This is a genomic window from Paenibacillus sp. 01T424, assembly GCF_056398745.1.
In genome coordinates this window covers 75,396-93,361 of the sequence record NZ_JBFTPZ010000019.1, presented here as the reverse complement: position 1 = coordinate 93,361, position 17,966 = coordinate 75,396, and the positions used below count along the sequence as shown (strand labels likewise).

Here is a 17,966-nt window from a genome sequence, read left to right as displayed (position 1 = left end):
TACTGCCTTTTTAGTTTGTGTTATTGACCCGTGTAAATGCGGTAGATAAGTGCTGCCGCTTCCGCTTTGGTCGTGGTTTGATTCGGCTTATAAGTACCGTCTTGGTAGCCTGTTACTAGCTTCTGCTGCTTAAGAAGTGCAACGCCATCTTTTGCCCAGCTGGCAATAGATGAGCTGTCCTTGAAGCCTTTAAGCTGTTCAGTGCTTGCGCTAGTTAGTTTCTTGCTGTTGAAAGTTGTAAGTGCTCTGGATAAGAGTGTAGCAATTTCTTGACGTGTAATTTCTGCTTTTGGTTCAAAGGCAGTTGCCGATTTACCTTGAATTAGGCCTTGTTCGTAAGCCACAGCGATTTCATCGTAATACTCGCTATCCTTAGCTACGTCTTTGAATGGGAGGCTTAGGCCGGTCCCATCAAGGCCGTAAGAGCGAACGAGCCATGCAGCGAATTGCTCGCGTGTTACTTTTTTGCTTGGACTAAATGTAGTCGTTTGATCAAGTACACCTTTGTTAAGAAGGCTATTTACAGCTGTCGCTGCCCAGTGTGTGGTTGCGATATCCGTGAACGTTTGGCTAGCCTTCATAACTGTGTATTTACTGAAATGTCCACGATTTACGTTAACGGTTTTAGTAATTGGATCATAAAGACCGCCTACAGGCTCCCAAGTTAACGTTTTTTCATTCAACAAGTAAACGGTAAGGTTAGCTAGATCCGCTTCCGAGTATTTAGTCGTATCAATATTGGATACATCAAATGATACTGGAATTGGTTTGTTGAATGCTTCTACCTTCTTGCCATCTACCGATGCATTAAACTCCATAACAGGTATGTTTGCTACTTGCTTGGCTGAAGTTGGAGCAGTTACGGTTAAATTATGCACGACTTCTGCTGCTAGTGAGATCGTTTGGCCGCTAGCTACGTTTCCGAATGTTTCTGGTTCAACAGTGAAACCGACGTTGCCCATTGAGAGCTTAAGTCCCGCAAGACCACTATCCTTCACAGCTTGGTAAATCTCAGAAGGCAGTTCAGCAGCGAGTTTAGTGACGTTCTCGCTTTGTTTTGGAATATTAATGGTTACAACTGGGTTGATGCTCGTTGCTTTGTCTGCTCCGACTGCACCTGTAAGGTCTCTCATCGTTTCATCCAAAGCTTTTTTTGTTGTTTCTAGCTGTTGTCCGATTTTCTTCGCATCAAGTGCTGTCGTAAGCGCATTGCCGTCTACTTTGACATCCTTGTTATCCAGAGTGACGGTTGCAGCTTTTTCTACTGCTTTTTTACTAAGTGAAACAAGCGAATCTTTAAGTGCATCGATCTGTGCTGCATCTATGTTACCTAGGTTTTTCAGAACAGAAGCAGTGTCCTTGATGATAGCTTTAGCTAGTTCGATCGCTTTCGGACCATTCTCAACTTGTTCAAAAGCATATTTAGTATTGTTAACCATCTCTGTAATAGTTGCCGCTACTTTAGCTTTCTCACTAGCTGTTTGCATAGATTCAAGCAGTTTAGATGCCGAAGCAAGCGTTGCTGATACATTCTGAACAGACTTCTCAGCTTCATTGCTATCCTTGACATCCTTTACTGAGTTAACAAGAGCGTTAATGAGATCCGCTGCTTTGTCAGCTTTGTCTTTATCGGTCTTGCTGTTCTCTAGCAGGTCTTGTAAACCTTTATCTACATTCACTGGTGTTGGAGACGGTGTTGGGATAACTCCTGGTCCAGTTCCCGGTCCAGGTCCAGTGTCTGGAGTTGGTGTTGGTTTCGTTTCCGGTTCTGTAACTTCTTCACCAACAGTGCTCACTTTAATTGTTTTATTTAACGTGAATGTCTTACCTTCCATTGTCACGGATGYGGTTATTGTATACTCGCCGTCCACTTCAATATATATCCACTGAGGAAGGTATTCATTTTCTGTACTGTCTTGAACAACTGTTCCACTGCTGTTCTTAATGACAATTTTTGAAGCCTCCGGCAAAATATTATTTGAGCCTTTGCTCCAGCTATTGTTAAATACGATAAGCTCTGGCGTACTGTACAGCTGTACTTCATTGCCATTCTCATTAACCAGTCCGAGTTTAATCCAGCGTTGATCTACAGGAAGCATAATTTTTCCGGATTGGTCGAGACCGAAAATATCAATTCCTTTAAGAGCGGAAGTTGTGATTTCTTTTTGTGTACCCGCCTTTAAATCATCCTTCGTCAAACGCACATCATATTGATATTGCTTCGAACCGTCAAATCCATTAATGGAAACGGCTACGTTGCCCGGCGTCAAATTAACGAAGTTTTCCTCAAAATGTACATATCCGCTTAGTTTGGTTTGCTTATCCGTAATATAGGCTACAGAATTAATTGTTGCGTCTCCAAGCACCTTTACTCGGGCGAGGGAGCTTGATTGGGTTGGAATATCAAGTGTATTCACATCTTGGTTCAGCTCAACATTTTCCAAATAAATGATATTGCCTTCCATGGTTCTTGCTACTACGTTATAAGTTCCCTTTGTTGCATAGAAACGGTTGTTTTCTCCTTGGTTATCGTCGATGAGGTAAGGTAGATATTCGACACCAGAGAGTTCTTTGCGTGCAATCGTTACTTCGTCCATTTGTTTGGTTAAATTGACGGTAGACACCTGCTGAAGAGGTTGCCTTGCATCGAGTACAACATTGTAGTCTTTGCCTGGTTCGGTCTTCACGGAGCCCAGCATATAATAGCCAAAAGGTGAACCGCTATTGCTGCTGCTCATATTAACTCTGCGAACAAAATCCAAGTTTACGGTTGATGGTGATGGAACAATCAAATAGCTTACTGTTTCATCTTCATTAAGATAATCTTGTTGTTTTTGAACGGTATCACCAGACTGAATAGTAGCAAATACGGTAGCATTCTTCATTGGCACTCCACCAACTACATTCAGCTTATCGCTTTCTTCACGCTTATCGAGCCCAGAAACACGGATGACAGCTTGCTTCTCTGAATTAATAGCCATGAGATCAATGGTTTTGTCCAAATAGCCAGTTTTGCTGAATGTGAGATCATTGTGACCACCGGCATAAATTTTCGATAAAGTTATAAGGCCGTTGGCATCTGACTTGCTTGTATGTTCTTGGCCATATAAGAAGAGGGACACACCTTCAACGGGATCTCCGACCATACCGGATTTATGTTCACGAACAGTAATGGATAATTTCTCAACAATATCAGATGTGAGATAAGGCTTGTTAACCATATCTACAAGGGTGCCATTCTGATCGCGAATTTCTAAGTCAAATTCATGCTTTGGTCCAACAGTAAAGCTAGTGTTGCTGCGTTCAATCCAATTTTCTTGATTATTTCTTTGCATAATTTTAACGACATAATTTCCCGTTTCCGTTGGACGGAATTCGTTGTTATATACTTGAGTCAATTTACCGTTTTGCTTGTCACTAGACCAGCTCAGGTAGTTATATTCAAGGTACGATGCATTGTTTTTCGAGACGAGTATTTTGAGATCACTTCTACGGTCAATGGTTTGACCATTTTCATCTTTTAGTAGTGCTTTGAGCTTGAACGTTTCACCTAAGATAAGCTCGGTACGCTCCTCTAAAATGTTTCTCTTTTCTACGCCTGCAGTTATCTCCGTGTTAATGCTTTTACCGGATTTATAAAAATAACTATTATCCGTCGGTGTAAAGTAGGAGTCGAGAATAGCCTCATCTCTATTGCTGTTAATCGCAGCGTTCAGCTTATAAATTTGCTTATTCTTCTCTACATAAAGCTGATTATTGCTTGCAAGATTTATGGTCTGTTCTTGATAGTTGTATCTGTCATTTAAATAAGCAATACGCAGTGCGGTCTTGTCGGCTGCGGTTTTATAATCAGCAGCGATGCTGAGTGCAGAAAAGTTATCTTTATTCAGTTGATCTGCAAATGTATGTGATGCTTCATTTGTGTTTAGCAAATCCTTCACAACAGCTTTATCGCCATTAGGGAGATTAAGGGTAGCGATGAATTGGTAGGCAGTTCCTTTTGCAATATAGAGTGAATCTACATTTGCAAGAGGATCGTCATTTTGATAGTAAACCTGCTTAAAGCCACTGTTATTAATGAGGCTAAGCGATTCTACTCCTACAGGCTCACTGTTCCAGCTATAAGCGAAAGATTGCTTGCTGTATGCAGCCGCGTTAAGGATAGTCGTTTTGCGCTGCTCACCTGTTGCAGGCGTGAGCTCTTCATTGCTCAAGCTGTACAAATAGGTATCTGTGTTGGATTGCGGTTTAATCATTACTTGATAATTGCCGAACTTTCCATTCGTCAAGGCGACCATAACGCTTGGGGCAGAGAATTCTGCGCGGTCTCCTTGGCTATTACTAAACCAACCGCGGATGGTGGTTCCTTGGAACAGCTTACTGTTCTTATCCAAATAGCGCAGCTCAGTTACTTTATAGTTCGGAAAGCGATTATCTAGAACGTCTTGAAGATAGACGGTACCAACTGTGTAGGTATCTTTATTTTGATCGACCTGTAAGAAGAGTACTGGGTTGAAATAATTTGGTTGGATAATAGAGAATCCGATTAAAGGGAACTGCCCCTCAGCATTCGTTGTATGGGTAGCATGGTTAAGGACGCTAACTTGCTTCCCGGCAATCGGCTTACCATATTCATCAAGCAGCGTTACCATAACTTTATCGTCATCCGAACGAATTGTGTCATTGATGGCAATAGTGGATTTGGTATCGCCTTTTGGCGTGCGCTCAATCTTGAAGCTGTAGCTAGAAGGTAAAATGTTTACGGTTTGCTCCCATGCAAGAGGCTTTACATTACTGTGGAAAGCGGCTTTTAGTGTATAGGATGCGCCAGGCTTCAGACTGGAAAATTCCAGTCCAGAGAAGGGGATGGAATACGTTGAACCAGAAACCGTAACCTCATTCTCCTGGATTTGTTTTGTGATAGCACTACCGACTTTCTTATCCTCGGCATCGATCAACGTAAATTCGATGGATTTTCCACCCATCATTGCTCCGAAATCTTCTTTCTCAACATCGATTGTACTATTTAGTACGACATTTTTGGTGCCGTCCTGCTGTGTAGTCGTCGAGATGATTTCTACAGAGCTTGCTGCCATAACGGTAAAAGCATTACCTAAAGCAAGCAGCATTGTCATCAGCAGCAAAAAGCCGCTTTTGAACATCTTGTTTTGCATGTTTTTTGTCTCCCCTTACAAGAATTTGTTGTAAAATGTAAAAAAATGACTCATTTCACTAGCAAAGCCACTACCATAGTACTAAAATTTGCATTACACTAGCATTACAGACTAACCTAAAATCATACAGTAGTGGTAATGTAGGGGGACTATGGACATATTTAATTTGTTCTACCAATTCAATCAGTGCACTTCTGATCCTGATGCTGAAGTTGTAGTACTCTTACACGGTCTAGGTCTAAATGCTCGTGTCTGGGAGCCGCTGTCTGCTGTGCTAACTGAACGGTATCATGTTGTACGGTATGATTTGCGTGGGCATGGAGAGCGATCACATGACGGTTCTCAGTTAACATGGGAGCTGCTTTGCAATGATCTTGATGAAATTTTCCACTTATATAGCATAACGGAAGCACATTTGGTCGGTCACGGACTTGGCGGCAATCTTGCTGCAAGGTATGGAATGAGCCGCCCGGAGCGAGTGAAGTCGTTTGTTCTTATTTCGACGATTGGGTTTTATCCTCCTGAGGCAATGGAGCGTTCGGTTGAGCTGCGCCGGAGCTATGCTGAGAACGGTGTGGCAGATGCACTGGCGGAGCAGATGGCTAGTTTAGTGACCTGTCTGCCTCAGGATAGGGAAGAGACAAGATGGGTAAAAGAGGCGTACTTGCAGTGCGACATGGATGTGTACTTTAAATTAATTGAGCTCTTTGCAGCCGAGAATCCTTTGGATGACTTATCCGCAATTAATAAGCCTTGCCTCGTTATGGCGGGGGACAAAGATACGATATATCCATCCTATATGTCGAAGATTACGGCGCAGTTTATTCCGAATGCGTTCTCGGTAACGGTGCCTGATGCAGCTAGCTTGGTGTTTATAGATAATCAGACCTATGCTGCTCAGAAGATATTAGATTTCCTCTCCAACCCTTTAAGTAGCACGGAGAGCACTCATGTCGGTGATCCGCTGCTTGGGTTAATGAGGATCGATGCCATTAAAATGTTTGGCGATGCCTATAAGAGTACTCCAAGCAAGGATGTGCTGCTCGAGGTCAAGCTAATTGGAGCATTTCGTGTATTTATTAATGGCCAGGAAATACCGAGTGGCTGGCAGCAGCGTAATGCGAAGAGATTGCTTGTTTACTTAATGTTTTACCCGAATCCGACCAGAGAACAGTTATGCGATGCGTTATGGCCACTTGCAGAGATTAGCAAAGCAAGTAATTTGCTGCGAGTTAGTCTTTCTCATTTAAAAGGATTGTTCGATACGGCGGGGACGAATCCGATTGTTGCTAATCGCAGCCATGTTAAGCTGAACGCGGTTGTCGTGTGTGACTTGCTGAAATGGATTCAGTCACTTGAAGAAGCTCATATGGAGAAAAGAGCACTAAGGAAATTTATTCTTATTAAAGAATTGCTTGTCTATCCTGTAGAAGAAATGCTCGCAGGCTTGTACGATAACTGGGCGGTTCAGGAACGAAGCAGGCTGGAATACATGCTGCTGGGACTTGTTGAATCGCTCGCAGATAGCTATAAAAAAGATGGCGATTTTGCAGCGGCTAGTCAAGTGATGAGAAGAATAAGCAATATGTATAGCGAGGAACTAAATGTTGATACCGTTCGTAATACGCATGCTCAGGGAGAGGTGAGGGACCATTAATAGAAATACTGTTCTACACAAAATAAAGCTAGAGCAGACGATTGAGTTGCTGCGGCAGGAAATGATCGATAAGCTATTAGTGTGCCAGTCTTATCAAGCTGATGAAGTGTTGGGAGCAAGCAGGGCGCTTGATCTTGTTCTTAATTGCTATGATTGCGTAAGATTTGAGAGAGGCTGCATGAATGAGGAAAATTGTGCATCACGTACATTATTAGATGACGATAGCTCTATTTAAAAATACGTTTACGTTTATTTTGTTTGTATTTATACCAGTAGCTGCCGTTCTCATCCTTGAAAATCCGAATTCCAAACCATTTCAATGGCGTTGATAGCTCAGTAAACATTAAATAACTAGACATGTCTATCGCCCTCATTTCACTTCTTTTTAGTTATAATACCAAACTTTAGGCTTATTGACTATATTGAAATAGGACTTTTATATCATTTATATTGATAATTGATGGATTATATTTCTTTATTTCTCAGTTAAAAATTTCAACGCCGCCGGCTGCTTCACTTTTGCGAGCAAGCCGTTCTTTGGCATGACTAATTTAGTACGCCTATGCTCGCATTTTGTTTGAGTGTTTTTTTCAAGTATGATAGAGGGATAATAAATTGGAAGCTGGTTGCTTTACAGGAGGTGTAATTGAATATGTATAGACCTGCTAGATGGAAGCCGACTATTCTGTGGGGGCTATTATTAGTAGGGTGGCTCGGGCTTTTATTCCTATTTTCATCCCAAACATATGAACAACAAAGTATTCAGCCGTTTTTGCGCAGTCACTTTACATACGATCAGTTAGTTAGATGGCTGCCGGATGTTACGCTTACCTATCGAACGAGCATCGTTAATTCACATGATCGGCCTTATAGCTTTATCGAATTTTTGTTTCGAAAGGGCGCACATTTGTTTGTGTATGCGACTTTTACTGCGTTGATGTTTATGTTCCTGCGAGCACTGACCCGCGGACGCTGGTTCCTTTCCATTATACTTACTCTGACGGTTGCCATTGCTGTCCCGGCTATGGATGAATGGAATCAATTAGGCTCTGACGAGCGTACGGGTAACGCAACTGATGTAGTTCTTGATTTTGTAGGGGGATGTACGGGATTGCTCATCTGTTTGTGTATCTTAGGAGTGGTGAAGCTGTGGCGATCAAGGTCACGGAATCGATCTCAATATTGATGATAGAAGTTATTCTAATTAATCATTTTTAGCTTGCGGGCGGCGTGCAAAAATAGTTGCGGACAAAGCAGGCTGCTATCCATTATAATCGTCTTTGACATTGTATAGATTCGGTAAATGTGGGGGAATTGCAGCTTGCAGCGCTATGAGGAATTAGATTCACTTAGGGGATTGGCGGCATTAGCCGTAATGATTGGTCATTTCTTATTGGTATTTGCGCCTATTGCGCAAAATACGTCGGATCTCAGCTATTTTGATTACCCGCTTAACCTGTTTAAATACACACCGCTGCATGCGATATGGGGCGGTCATGAAGCGGTCATTATGTTTTTTCTGCTCAGCGGGTTTGTACTTTCCTTGCCGTTTTTCAGCAACCGCCAGCAATCCTATTCAAAATATGTAATTAAGCGGATTTGCCGTATTTACATTCCTTTTCTCGTCGCATTACTGATCGCCATATTAATGAGGGAAATCGTCTATGTATCGAAGCTGACGAATTTGACGAGCTATTATAACAATCTGTGGGTGATCCCCCCTAATGTGACCTCAATCATTCATCATTTGCTGTTTGTAGGAAACTACAATACGACGAGGTATGATCCGATTTTGTGGACGCTCGTTCATGAAATGCGCATCTCGTTATTGTTCCCGTTTATTATGTTCATCATTGTCAAAAGCAGCTGGAAGGTAGGGCTGCCGCTGGCACTCGTCTTATCCATTGGCGCTGAAATTATGCTTGAAAATTTTGAAATTAAATATATGACGAACTTTGTGATCTCGCTGCATTATGCCTCTTTCTTCATTATAGGGGCGCTGCTGGCCAAATATCAGAAAGAGCTGAAGTCAGCATTTTCACGGTTGTATGGTTGGCGGGTCATGCTGATGCTTATTATCGGACTGTGCTTTTATTCGTTCAAATGGATCGGTTATGGCGAGGACTTTCATGACATGCTCATGCCGCACAGCGGCGATTGGATGACGGCTATCGGCGCTTCGATCTTCATTATTACAGCGCTATCATCCGTTCGTTTATCGAGGCAGCTGCAGCGAAAGCCGTTATTGTTTTTGGGTAAAATCTCATACAGTCTCTATTTGTATCATATGATTATCCTGTTGTCGCTCATCCATCTGCTGAATGGCGAACTGGAAACAACGTTTATTGTGATACTCGCCTTTGTTGCTTCATTCGGAGCCGGGGCGCTAAGCTACTATTTCATAGAGCTGCCATCCATTCGGTTAGGCAAGTGGCTTACAGGCTGGGGCAAGAAGCAAAGTACAGCTGCTGTAAGCAGTAGTGATGTATCATCCGGTGCATAATCAATAGGGCATAAGGAAGGAACGGTTCCCTTAGTGGGAGCCGTTCCTTTTTTATGAGCAAGCAGGCAAGTGACTGATATCGAAGGAAAAGCGTGATGTTCGGTGTAATGTTTTGGCGGGAATGCACCCATCCTTACCCATGAGAAAATCGTTGTCTATATTTGCGCGGCGATATGCTTTCGTATTTGGCAAAGCAAGAGGTGAAATAGGCAGCATGATTAAAGCCAACCTGTTCTCCGATGCGGGCGATAGGCAGATCCGTTTGAAGCAGCAGCAGCTTTGCTTGTTCAATCCGGAAACGCATGAGGTAATCGAATGGCGCGCAGCCAAACTCCTTCTGCATGCATCTTGCGATATAAACGGGATGAAAGTTAATGCTGTCTCCCAGCTCCTGCGCGGTTATGCTATCACGATAATGCTCTCGCAAATAGGAAGCTGCTTGCTCTGCGCACAAAATAGAGGGAGAAGGCCCCTCCGCTTCCATCGATGCAGATAAATGCTCGATAACCTCTTGGAATACAAGCTGCTGCTTCCATTTTACGCTGGGAATATGGTCATTCATATTAAGCTGAACCAACTGTCGCAGCAGACTGTCCATCTTGGAGGGCTGCAGCAGTTTAGCAAACTGGGGAAGCTGTTTGGCAAAGGTTTGTGCCGTATAAATGTTGGTGTTGAGTATTCTTGTTTTGGAACTGTCAGGCGGTACCTCAGGCATGGATTGATCTGTTATACTCCACATCCCCGTCGTCTGAAAATGAATCCAGTAATAAGCGGTCTGCTCCTCGCATGCACGCGTTGCGTAATGATGGGCATCCGGCCTGAGAATAAGTGCGTGCCCTGCGCTCACTTCATAATGCTGATCTTCTTCTCCCATGTATAAGCAGCCCCGCGTTACGACAAGCAAATCAAATACATTAATGTTGCATCTGCTTGGATGCTTGCGGCCAGAAGGGGCAACCGTATACCCCCCAATGATATAATGCGGCAGCGGTGGAATCGTCATATGAATGATGGTCATGTTAGGATTTTCTCCTTCAAATATTGAAGTTTGAATCGTTATAGTTTCAGTTGTAAAAGTGATACATCAAGCTCAGTATAGCATCTATAATTTGATATGACGATTGATGATAAGACAACGGATACGGCCGCTATTAGGCAGCCGATGCAGGAGGACAACAGGATGGCTTTATCTAACAAAAAGATTTCGCTCTGGATGCTGGCGTGGCCAATATTCATAGAGCTGTTTTTACAATTTTTACTCGGTGCGGCGGATACGCTGATGGTGAGCCGGATATCGGATGATGCAGTAGCGGTAGTAGGCTTCTCTAACCAGCTGTTTCAAGCGTTGACGACTTTATTTATAACGGTCGCGAGTGGAGCGGGCATACTCATTGCACAAAAAATAGGCTCCAAAAATGGCGAGGATGCTCGCACGATCGCGATAATGGCGGTGAAAGTAAGTGCCATCATTGGGCTGTTGCTTAGCGGGCTGCTCATCCTCATTCCAGGCGAGATCGCTGCGGTGCTGCAGCTTCCAGAAAATTTGATTCCACTTGCAAAGACGTATATCTCGATAGTCGGCGGCGGGATGGTATTGATTGCGTTGATGTCGGCGCTTAGCACATCGATTCGGAATACGGGAAATACAAAGGGGCCAATGTATACGGCAATTGGAATGAACGTTGTGCATGTTTTTTTCAACTATGCGTTCATCTTCGGGGCATTCGGTTTTCCAAAATGGGGCTTGATGGGCGTAGCCATCTCAACCGTGTTATGCCGCTTGCTCGCTACGATTGTGCTGTTCATCATGTTCCTTAGCTCTTTTGAACGTACGATTGCTCTTCGTGACTTTAATGTATTTAATCGTAAGCTGTTTGGCGAAATTCTCCGTATTGGATGGCCGCTTGGCGTGAATATGTCTTGCTGGGTATTTACGCAGCTGCTTATTTTCACCTTTTTGGCTATTCTCGGCTCGAATGAGCTGGCGGCACGGACGTATATGAATACGTTGGAATCGTTTTGCTTCATGCTTGGCTATTCGATTGCCCTGGCAGTACAAATTCAGATTGCCCATCTATTTGGAGCAGGCAAGGTGAAAGAGGCGTACCATATCGCCTTCCGAGCGATGTGGATTGGGCTTGCGGTGGTGACGGTTAACGCGTTTCTTATCTATTTGTTTGGCAAACAGCTGCTAGGCATGTTTACTGAGAACAAAGAAATCGTAGCGCTAGGCGTGTCCCTGCTCGGAATGAATCTACTGCTGCAGCCGGGCAAAATGATCAATATGGCGCTCGGCAATTCATTAAATGCGGTAGGCGATACCCGTTTTACGATGTGGACTTCGGTATTCTCGATGTGGCTGATTGCGACGGGATTAGCTTATTTTGTGGGAATTCAACTTGGCTGGGGCTTGATCGGGATATATGCCTGCATGATCTTAGATGAGTACATCCGCGGTATATTGTCTTTAATTCGCTGGAGAGGCCAAAAGTTTCTGCGCAGAGCAGAGCGGGATGAGGCCGAAGCGAAGAGAAGTGCAGAGAGCGGCATTAGTGGAAAAACACATAAACAAACCGCGCTGGATATCTAATAAAAGCGTATAATAGAGGAAGGAATAGACAGCGGCTTCGCAAGTGAAGGCTGCTGTTTTCCGTATTCACGGCAAGGGAGCGATTAACGGATATGGCATCGATGGTTATGATGAATGAAAAAATACGCGCCTCCGAGGTGCACTTGACTGGCTTGCGAGGCGAGGATTTAGGCATTGTCTCGCGTGATGAAGCGCTGGCAAAAGCAAAGGAATTGAAAGTGGATTTGGTCTGCACCTCGCTTATGAGCAGTCCTCCGCCATGCAAGCTGGTAGCCAAAGGGCAAGCGAAAAAGCAGGCTGACCAAGAGAAGCGCGGGGCAAAAGTAAAGGAGCAGCCTAGCAAAATAAAAGAGCTCCGCTTGACAGCGCATATAGAGGATCATGATTATGATACGAAGCTGCGGCAGGCAGCGAAGCTTCTTGGTTCAGGCAACGGTGTGCAGCTCGTTGTAAAAATTCAAGGCAAGGAAGGCCCCAAAGCGAAGGAGCTGCTGGAGCGCATGCTGAAGGATCTAGAGGAGAGCGGCAAGAAACAATCCGGCATACAAGTAAGCGGGAAGCAAGCGGCGGTGCAGGTGCTGCCTTTATAAAGGTAGGTTGAAGGTGAAAGGTAAGCAGCGGTGTAACAATTGCCTATAAAACCTTTCTAAAGGCAGCGACAACAGGGGTTAACAGGAGAAGGCAACAGCTTTCTCCTAAAGCTACATATAGGTTAGCTGATAGGATGATTGATGTGAAGGCTTCTTGCTTTGCATCTATTTTTAAATATAAAATGTATGCGCTTACTCATTTGTGGTAGCTTAGTAAGTAGAATGGCAATCGTTCCATAATGATCATTAACGGGGTGAATCATTAATGAAGAAAACATTGCATACAGGACCGATCAAGCTGCCGAGGCTGCCAGACCCTAAGCTGTGGGTGAGCAAAGCACCGTTTGGGCTAGGACGCATTAAGCCGCATCATATTCGTGATACGCTCAAGGTAGCGTGGGATAACCGAGACAGCTTGCCGTATGCGTATCGGATTTTGACGCAGGGTGTATGTGATGGCTGTGCGCTTGGCGTGTCCGGTTTATATGATCAGACGTTGGACGGTCCTCATATTTGCACGACGAGATTGAACGTCCTGCGGCTGAATACGATGCCTGCTATCAAAGGCGATGTGCTGCATGGCGATATTGAGGAGCTACGGAAGCTCGATAGCACGCAATTGCGCAAGCTGGGAAGGCTGCCGTACCCACTTATAAGAAGCAAGGGAGAAAGAAGCTTTCGCAGAATTTCGTGGGATGAGGCGCTGGACCGCATCGCTGCCAAAGCGAGGGCAATAGACCCGAAGCAGATGGCTTTCTACTTAACTGCGCGCGGGATAACGAATGAATCCTATTATGTGGCGGCAAAGGCTGCTCGGCTCATTGGGACAAATAACATCGATAACGCCTCTCGGATTTGCCATTCTCCATCCAAAACTGCGATGAAGCGCTCTATTGGGGTAGGCGCCTCTACCTGCAATTATAAGGACTGGATTGGTACGGATGTTCTCGTTTTTTGGGGCAGTGTGGCAGCGAACAATCAGCCTGTATCGACCAAGTATATGTACGCAGCTAAGCGCAAGGGTACCAAAATCATCGTGATCAACCCCTATCGCGAGCCGGCAATGGAGGGCTACTGGATACCGTCTATACCGGAATCAGCTCTCTTTGGCACGAAGCTGGCAGACGATTTCTATCAGGTGAATATCGGCGGTGACATTGCTTTCATGCACGGCGTCATGAAGTGCTGGTTTGAGATGGAGGAGGAGCAGCCAGGCTCAGCGATTGATCATGCTTTTGTAAGCGCGCATACGAATGGGTACGAGGAGCTGAAGGTTCATATTCAGCAGCAGGACTGGGACCTTCTGGAGAAATCATCCGGGCTGACGAGAGAGCGGATGCAGGCTTTCGCTGCTTTGCTTGCCGCGGCGAAGTCAAGCGTATTCGTATGGAGCATGGGCCTGACGCAGCATCGATTCGGAACGGACAATATTTCGCAGGTTGCCAATCTTGCGCTGCTCCGCGGTTTTCTTGGGCGGGAGCATTGCGGCTTGATGCCGATTCGCGGCCATAGCGGCGTTCAAGGCTCAGGCGAAATGGGGGCTGACCCCTTTAGTCTGCCTGGCGGTGAGTGCAAAGGTGCGGATATCCGCCGTTTAGAGGAACTTTGGGGCTTTAAGCTGCCGGATTGGCAAGGGGACATTGTAGGTGTATCGCTTGAAAACGCAATGTTGAACGAGCATGCTGATCGTAAGCTGAAGCTGTTCTATACATCAGGCGGCAATTTTATCGAGACGATGCCTGATCCTGATTTTGTGAAGCGCTGCTTAGAGAGCGTCGAATTGCGGGTGCATCAGGATATCGTGCTGAACAGCTCGACACTTGTAGATGCGCAGGAGGAGGTTATCGTACTGCCTGCCATGACAAGGTATGAACAGCCAGGCGGGGGTACGTCAACCTCGACGGAGCGAATGGTTTATTTTTCACCAACTATTGAAGGGCCGCGGATCGAAGAAGCGCGTGCGGAGTGGCAAATCTATGCGGATTTAGCTGCACGCATTAGGCCGGAGCTCAAAGCGGCTATCGCGTTCAAAGATGCTGCTGCTGTGAGGGAAGAGATTGCGATGGCTTCACCGAACTATGAGGGCGTAGAGCTGCTGCGGAACCAAGGTGACGTATTCCAATGGGGCGGGGCGTGGCTGTGCGAGGGTGGTTTTTGTCCAACTTCCGACGGGAAGGGCAGCCTGCTGCCCATTGAATTGCCAGAGCTTCGTATACCGGAAGGGCATTTCTATGCAACGACAAGGCGCGGAAAGCAGTTTAACTCTATGATTTATGGCGAGAAGGATGCTTTTAACGATGCAGGGCGCTACGACGTGCTGATGAATGAAGCGAATTTGTCGGAGCTTGCGATCGCCGAAGGAGATGCGATTGTTGTATATAACCGAAGCGGGAGCTTCCATGGCAGGGCGAAACCAGCGGATATTGCGCCAGGCAATATCGAGTTGTACTGGCCGGAAGGGAATAGTCTATTTCCAAAAGGAGTATATGAGCCGTTTGCAGGCATACCAGAGTATAATGCTTCCGTTATCGTGGAGAAGGCTGAAACCTATCATGCCTTTAAGGATACCAAGTATATGGAGAAGCGGATTGTGGAGCTGGAAATCGAGCCGCCGGCGTAGAACTGCTGTGGTCGTAATGATGCATAAGCAAGCTGAGCGTGGAAGGGGAGTATTCGAATGGATCTTTCGAACACGACAAAATGGCGCATACTCAAATACGATAGCAGCGGCCACTGGGAGAAGGATGACGACATCGCTGCGGAATATCCGCTAACTCTGAAGCTAGGCGGTGAGGAATTTGCAACGATGGTATGCTCGCCATCACATTTGCAGGAGCTGGTCATTGGTTTCCTCGCTTCCGAAGGGGTTATACGTGCTGCCGGTCAGGTGAAATCGCTGAGGATTGAAGAGGATACGGGTTTTGCCTATGTTGAGCTAGAGCATAAGCATACGTTAAGTCAGGATCATTACGCGAAACGGTTTATCGGATCATGCTGCGGCAAGAGTAGGCAGTTTTATTTTCACAATGATATGCTGACGGCCAAAACGATCATGACCCGCACTAAAATATCTGCTGAGCAATGTATTCGCTTTATGCGCGAGCTTCAGGAGGCATCCTCGGAATTTCGCAGCACGGGCGGTGTTCATAATGCAGCCATTGGAACGCCATCGGAGCTGCTTGCGGTAAGAACGGATATTGGGCGCCACAATGCGCTCGATAAGCTGTTCGGCTATTGTTTGCTGCACCGTGTTCGGACTTCGGATAAAGTGATTGCATTCAGCGGCAGGCTCTCCTCGGAGGCGGTGCTGAAAGCGGCCAAGATCGGCTGCGGCATTATGCTCAGCAAGTCGGCGCCTACTGATCTTGCTCTTCGCTTGGCAGAGGATTTAGGCATTACCTGTGTGGGTTTTATTAGAGGCGGAGAGATGAATGTATACACCCATCATGACCGAATCGATTTCGGCGATGGATTGACAGCATGGTAGTGATTGTATATCATTTTAAATGAAAATGATTATCACCATGTGACAAGAAGGAGTTTATGATGCTTTTACGCTTTTTTTCCTACTACAAGCCTTACAAGAAGCTTTTTCTGCTTGATTTCTGTTGTGCAGTAGTGCTGGCGATTCTTGAGCTGTGCTTCCCCTTGGCAGTCAGCTATGTAATAGATACGCTGTTGCCTGACGAGAACTGGGGCCTTATCGTTACAGCCTGTGCTATCTTGCTTCTGATTTATATTATTAATACGATTTTGTCCTATGTAGTCACCTATTGGGGGCATATGCTTGGTATTAATATTGAAACGGACATGCGGAAGAAGCTGTTCGACCACGTACAGAAGCTGTCCTTCCGTTTCTTCGATAACACGAAGACCGGTCATCTAATCTCGCGTCTAACGAATGATTTATTCGAGATTGGCGAGGTTGCCCATCATGGTCCAGAGGATATGTTCATTGCTGCGATGACGCTCGTCGGAGCGTTCGGCATTATGGCGTATATTAATTTGGAGTTAGCCATTCTTACTTTTGTTATTGTGCCAATCATTATCTGGCTCGTTCTGATGTTCAACGGTAAAATGACGAAAGCTGCGAATCGGTTGTTCTCGGATATGGCCGATTTTAATGCTCGAGTAGAGGATACGGTTGGCGGGATTCGTGTTGTTCAAGCTTTCTCGAACGAAAGCCATGAGAAAAAGTTGTTCAAGGTGAACAACCTGCGTTTCCGTGAAGCGAAACTCATTTCCTACAAAATCATTGGTTTGAACTCTTCGATTACCTACATGCTGATGAGACTTGTATCTGTATTCGTATTGATTGCAGGCACTTGGTTCGTTATTAAAGGTGATCTGAAGTACGGCGAATTTATTAGCTTTGTTTTGCTTACGAACATCTTCTTTAAACCGATTGAAAAAATCAATGCAGTTATCGAAAGTTACCCAAAAGGCATTGCCGGCTTTAAACGTTATGTGCAGCTGCTGGAGACAGCGCCTGATGTTGCGGATAAACCCAATGCGAAAGAGGTTAACCGCCTAAACGGGAATATTGAATATCGGAATGTTACGTTTGGCTATGAAGGCGAAGCGAAGGTGCTTCAAAATATCGATCTTACTATTCGTGCAGGTGAGACAATTGCCTTTGTTGGACCTTCTGGCGCCGGCAAAACGACGCTTTGCAGCTTGCTGCCGCGTTTCTATGAAATTGAAGGCGGAAGCATCTCCGTCGATGGCTATGATACTCGCGACTTAAAGCTGGATTCGCTCCGGAAGCAGATCGGTATCGTACAGCAGGATGTGTTCCTGTTCGCCGGTACGATTAGAGAAAACATCAGTTACGGTAAGCTTGGCGCATCGGATACAGATATTTGGGAAGCCGCGCGCAGAGCGAAGCTTGAAGAATTCATTCACGCGCAGCCGGACGGACTGGAAACGGTAGTAGGCGAACGCGGCGTTAAGCTGTCTGGCGGACAGAAGCAGCGGCTTGCGATTGCGCGGATGTTCCTCAAAAACCCGCCGATCCTTATTCTCGACGAGGCGACTTCGGCACTCGACACTGAAACGGAAGCAGCAATCCAGCAGTCGCTGGCAGAGCTGTCCGTGGGCCGTACAACGCTTGTTATTGCACATCGCCTCGCTACGATCAAAAATGCGGATCGCATTGTTGTTGTAACGGAGCAAGGAATTACCGAGCAAGGCCGTCATGAAGAGCTTGTATCGGCAGGCGGCATTTACAGCCGCTTGCATAAAGCACAGTTTGGCAATAGATAATCTGAATTTGAATGAAGGCTGCCGATATCGATGAATCGGCAGCTTTTTTTTTATTAACAAAGCAGCCGAGGCTGTTTATCACTAACAGATAGAATGAAACAAACAGGAACTGCTACGCATCAAGCTCAAATATTAATCCTACAAATTAATCCCACACATCCGCCATTACAACGTACTCCACTCCATG

Annotated in this window: 12 protein-coding genes; 9 read left to right on the top strand and 3 right to left on the bottom strand. The window is 45.4% G+C overall.

Annotation, left to right across the window (positions count from 1 at the left end; genetic code table 11):
• Window positions 1–20: 20 nt before the first annotated feature.
• Window positions 21–5,174, bottom strand: coding sequence for an S-layer homology domain-containing protein (locus AC1DPK_RS16130; protein WP_477510962.1), 5,154 nt, complete (start codon window positions 5,172–5,174; stop codon window positions 21–23).
• A 151-nt stretch (window positions 5,175–5,325) separates the two neighbouring features.
• Between AC1DPK_RS16130 and AC1DPK_RS16125 the strand changes: the two genes are divergently transcribed.
• Both AC1DPK_RS16125 and AC1DPK_RS16120 read left to right on the top strand, forming a co-directional pair.
• Window positions 5,326–6,831 (top strand): alpha/beta fold hydrolase, encoded by a 1,506-nt coding sequence (locus AC1DPK_RS16125; protein WP_477510961.1) that lies wholly within the window; start codon window positions 5,326–5,328, stop codon window positions 6,829–6,831.
• Window positions 6,827–7,066: an aspartyl-phosphate phosphatase Spo0E family protein gene (locus tag AC1DPK_RS16120; protein WP_430056201.1), complete on the top strand. Its 240-nt coding sequence runs from the start codon at window positions 6,827–6,829 to the stop codon at window positions 7,064–7,066. The genes AC1DPK_RS16125 and AC1DPK_RS16120 overlap by 5 nt, the downstream gene beginning before the upstream one ends.
• Here the strand turns inward: AC1DPK_RS16120 and AC1DPK_RS16115 are convergent.
• Complete coding sequence (locus tag AC1DPK_RS16115; RefSeq protein WP_256710911.1) at window positions 7,059–7,190, bottom strand: hypothetical protein; 132 nt, start codon at window positions 7,188–7,190, stop codon at window positions 7,059–7,061. The genes AC1DPK_RS16120 and AC1DPK_RS16115 overlap by 8 nt on opposite strands.
• A gap of 293 nt (window positions 7,191–7,483) precedes the next feature.
• On the opposite strand from AC1DPK_RS16115, the gene AC1DPK_RS16110 reads away from it, so the two are divergent.
• Together AC1DPK_RS16110 and AC1DPK_RS16105 are read left to right on the top strand one after the other, a co-directional pair.
• A complete protein-coding gene (locus AC1DPK_RS16110) occupies window positions 7,484–8,017 on the top strand; it encodes a VanZ family protein (protein WP_477510960.1) in 534 nt (177 codons plus the stop codon).
• A 135-nt stretch (window positions 8,018–8,152) separates the two neighbouring features.
• Window positions 8,153–9,334, top strand: a complete 1,182-nt coding sequence (locus AC1DPK_RS16105) for an acyltransferase family protein (RefSeq protein ID WP_477510959.1) — start codon at window positions 8,153–8,155, stop codon at window positions 9,332–9,334.
• A 133-nt stretch (window positions 9,335–9,467) separates the two neighbouring features.
• Here the strand turns inward: AC1DPK_RS16105 and AC1DPK_RS16100 are convergent, their stop codons facing one another.
• Entirely contained in the window at window positions 9,468–10,352 is an 885-nt protein-coding gene (locus tag AC1DPK_RS16100) for an AraC family transcriptional regulator (protein WP_076268449.1), read from the bottom strand.
• A gap of 162 nt (window positions 10,353–10,514) precedes the next feature.
• On the opposite strand from AC1DPK_RS16100, the gene AC1DPK_RS16095 reads away from it, so the two are divergent.
• The 5 genes from AC1DPK_RS16095 to AC1DPK_RS16075 all read left to right on the top strand — a co-directional run bounded on the left by AC1DPK_RS16095 (window position 10,515) and on the right by AC1DPK_RS16075 (window position 17,779).
• Entirely contained in the window at window positions 10,515–11,924 is a 1,410-nt protein-coding gene (locus AC1DPK_RS16095; protein WP_076268448.1) for an MATE family efflux transporter, read from the top strand.
• Window positions 11,925–12,025: 101 nt separating this feature from the next.
• Complete coding sequence (gene infC, locus AC1DPK_RS16090) at window positions 12,026–12,514, top strand: translation initiation factor IF-3 (protein WP_477510994.1); 489 nt, start codon at window positions 12,026–12,028, stop codon at window positions 12,512–12,514.
• A gap of 265 nt (window positions 12,515–12,779) precedes the next feature.
• Entirely contained in the window at window positions 12,780–15,134 is a 2,355-nt protein-coding gene (locus tag AC1DPK_RS16085) for an FdhF/YdeP family oxidoreductase (protein WP_477510958.1), read from the top strand.
• Window positions 15,135–15,191: 57 nt separating this feature from the next.
• On the top strand, window positions 15,192–16,001 hold the full coding sequence (fdhD, locus tag AC1DPK_RS16080) for a formate dehydrogenase accessory sulfurtransferase FdhD (protein WP_339206430.1): 810 nt from the start codon (window positions 15,192–15,194) through the stop codon (window positions 15,999–16,001).
• 59 nt (window positions 16,002–16,060) lie between these two features.
• Window positions 16,061–17,779, top strand: a complete 1,719-nt coding sequence (locus tag AC1DPK_RS16075) for an ABC transporter ATP-binding protein (protein WP_477510993.1) — start codon at window positions 16,061–16,063, stop codon at window positions 17,777–17,779.
• Window positions 17,780–17,966 lie beyond the last annotated feature (187 nt).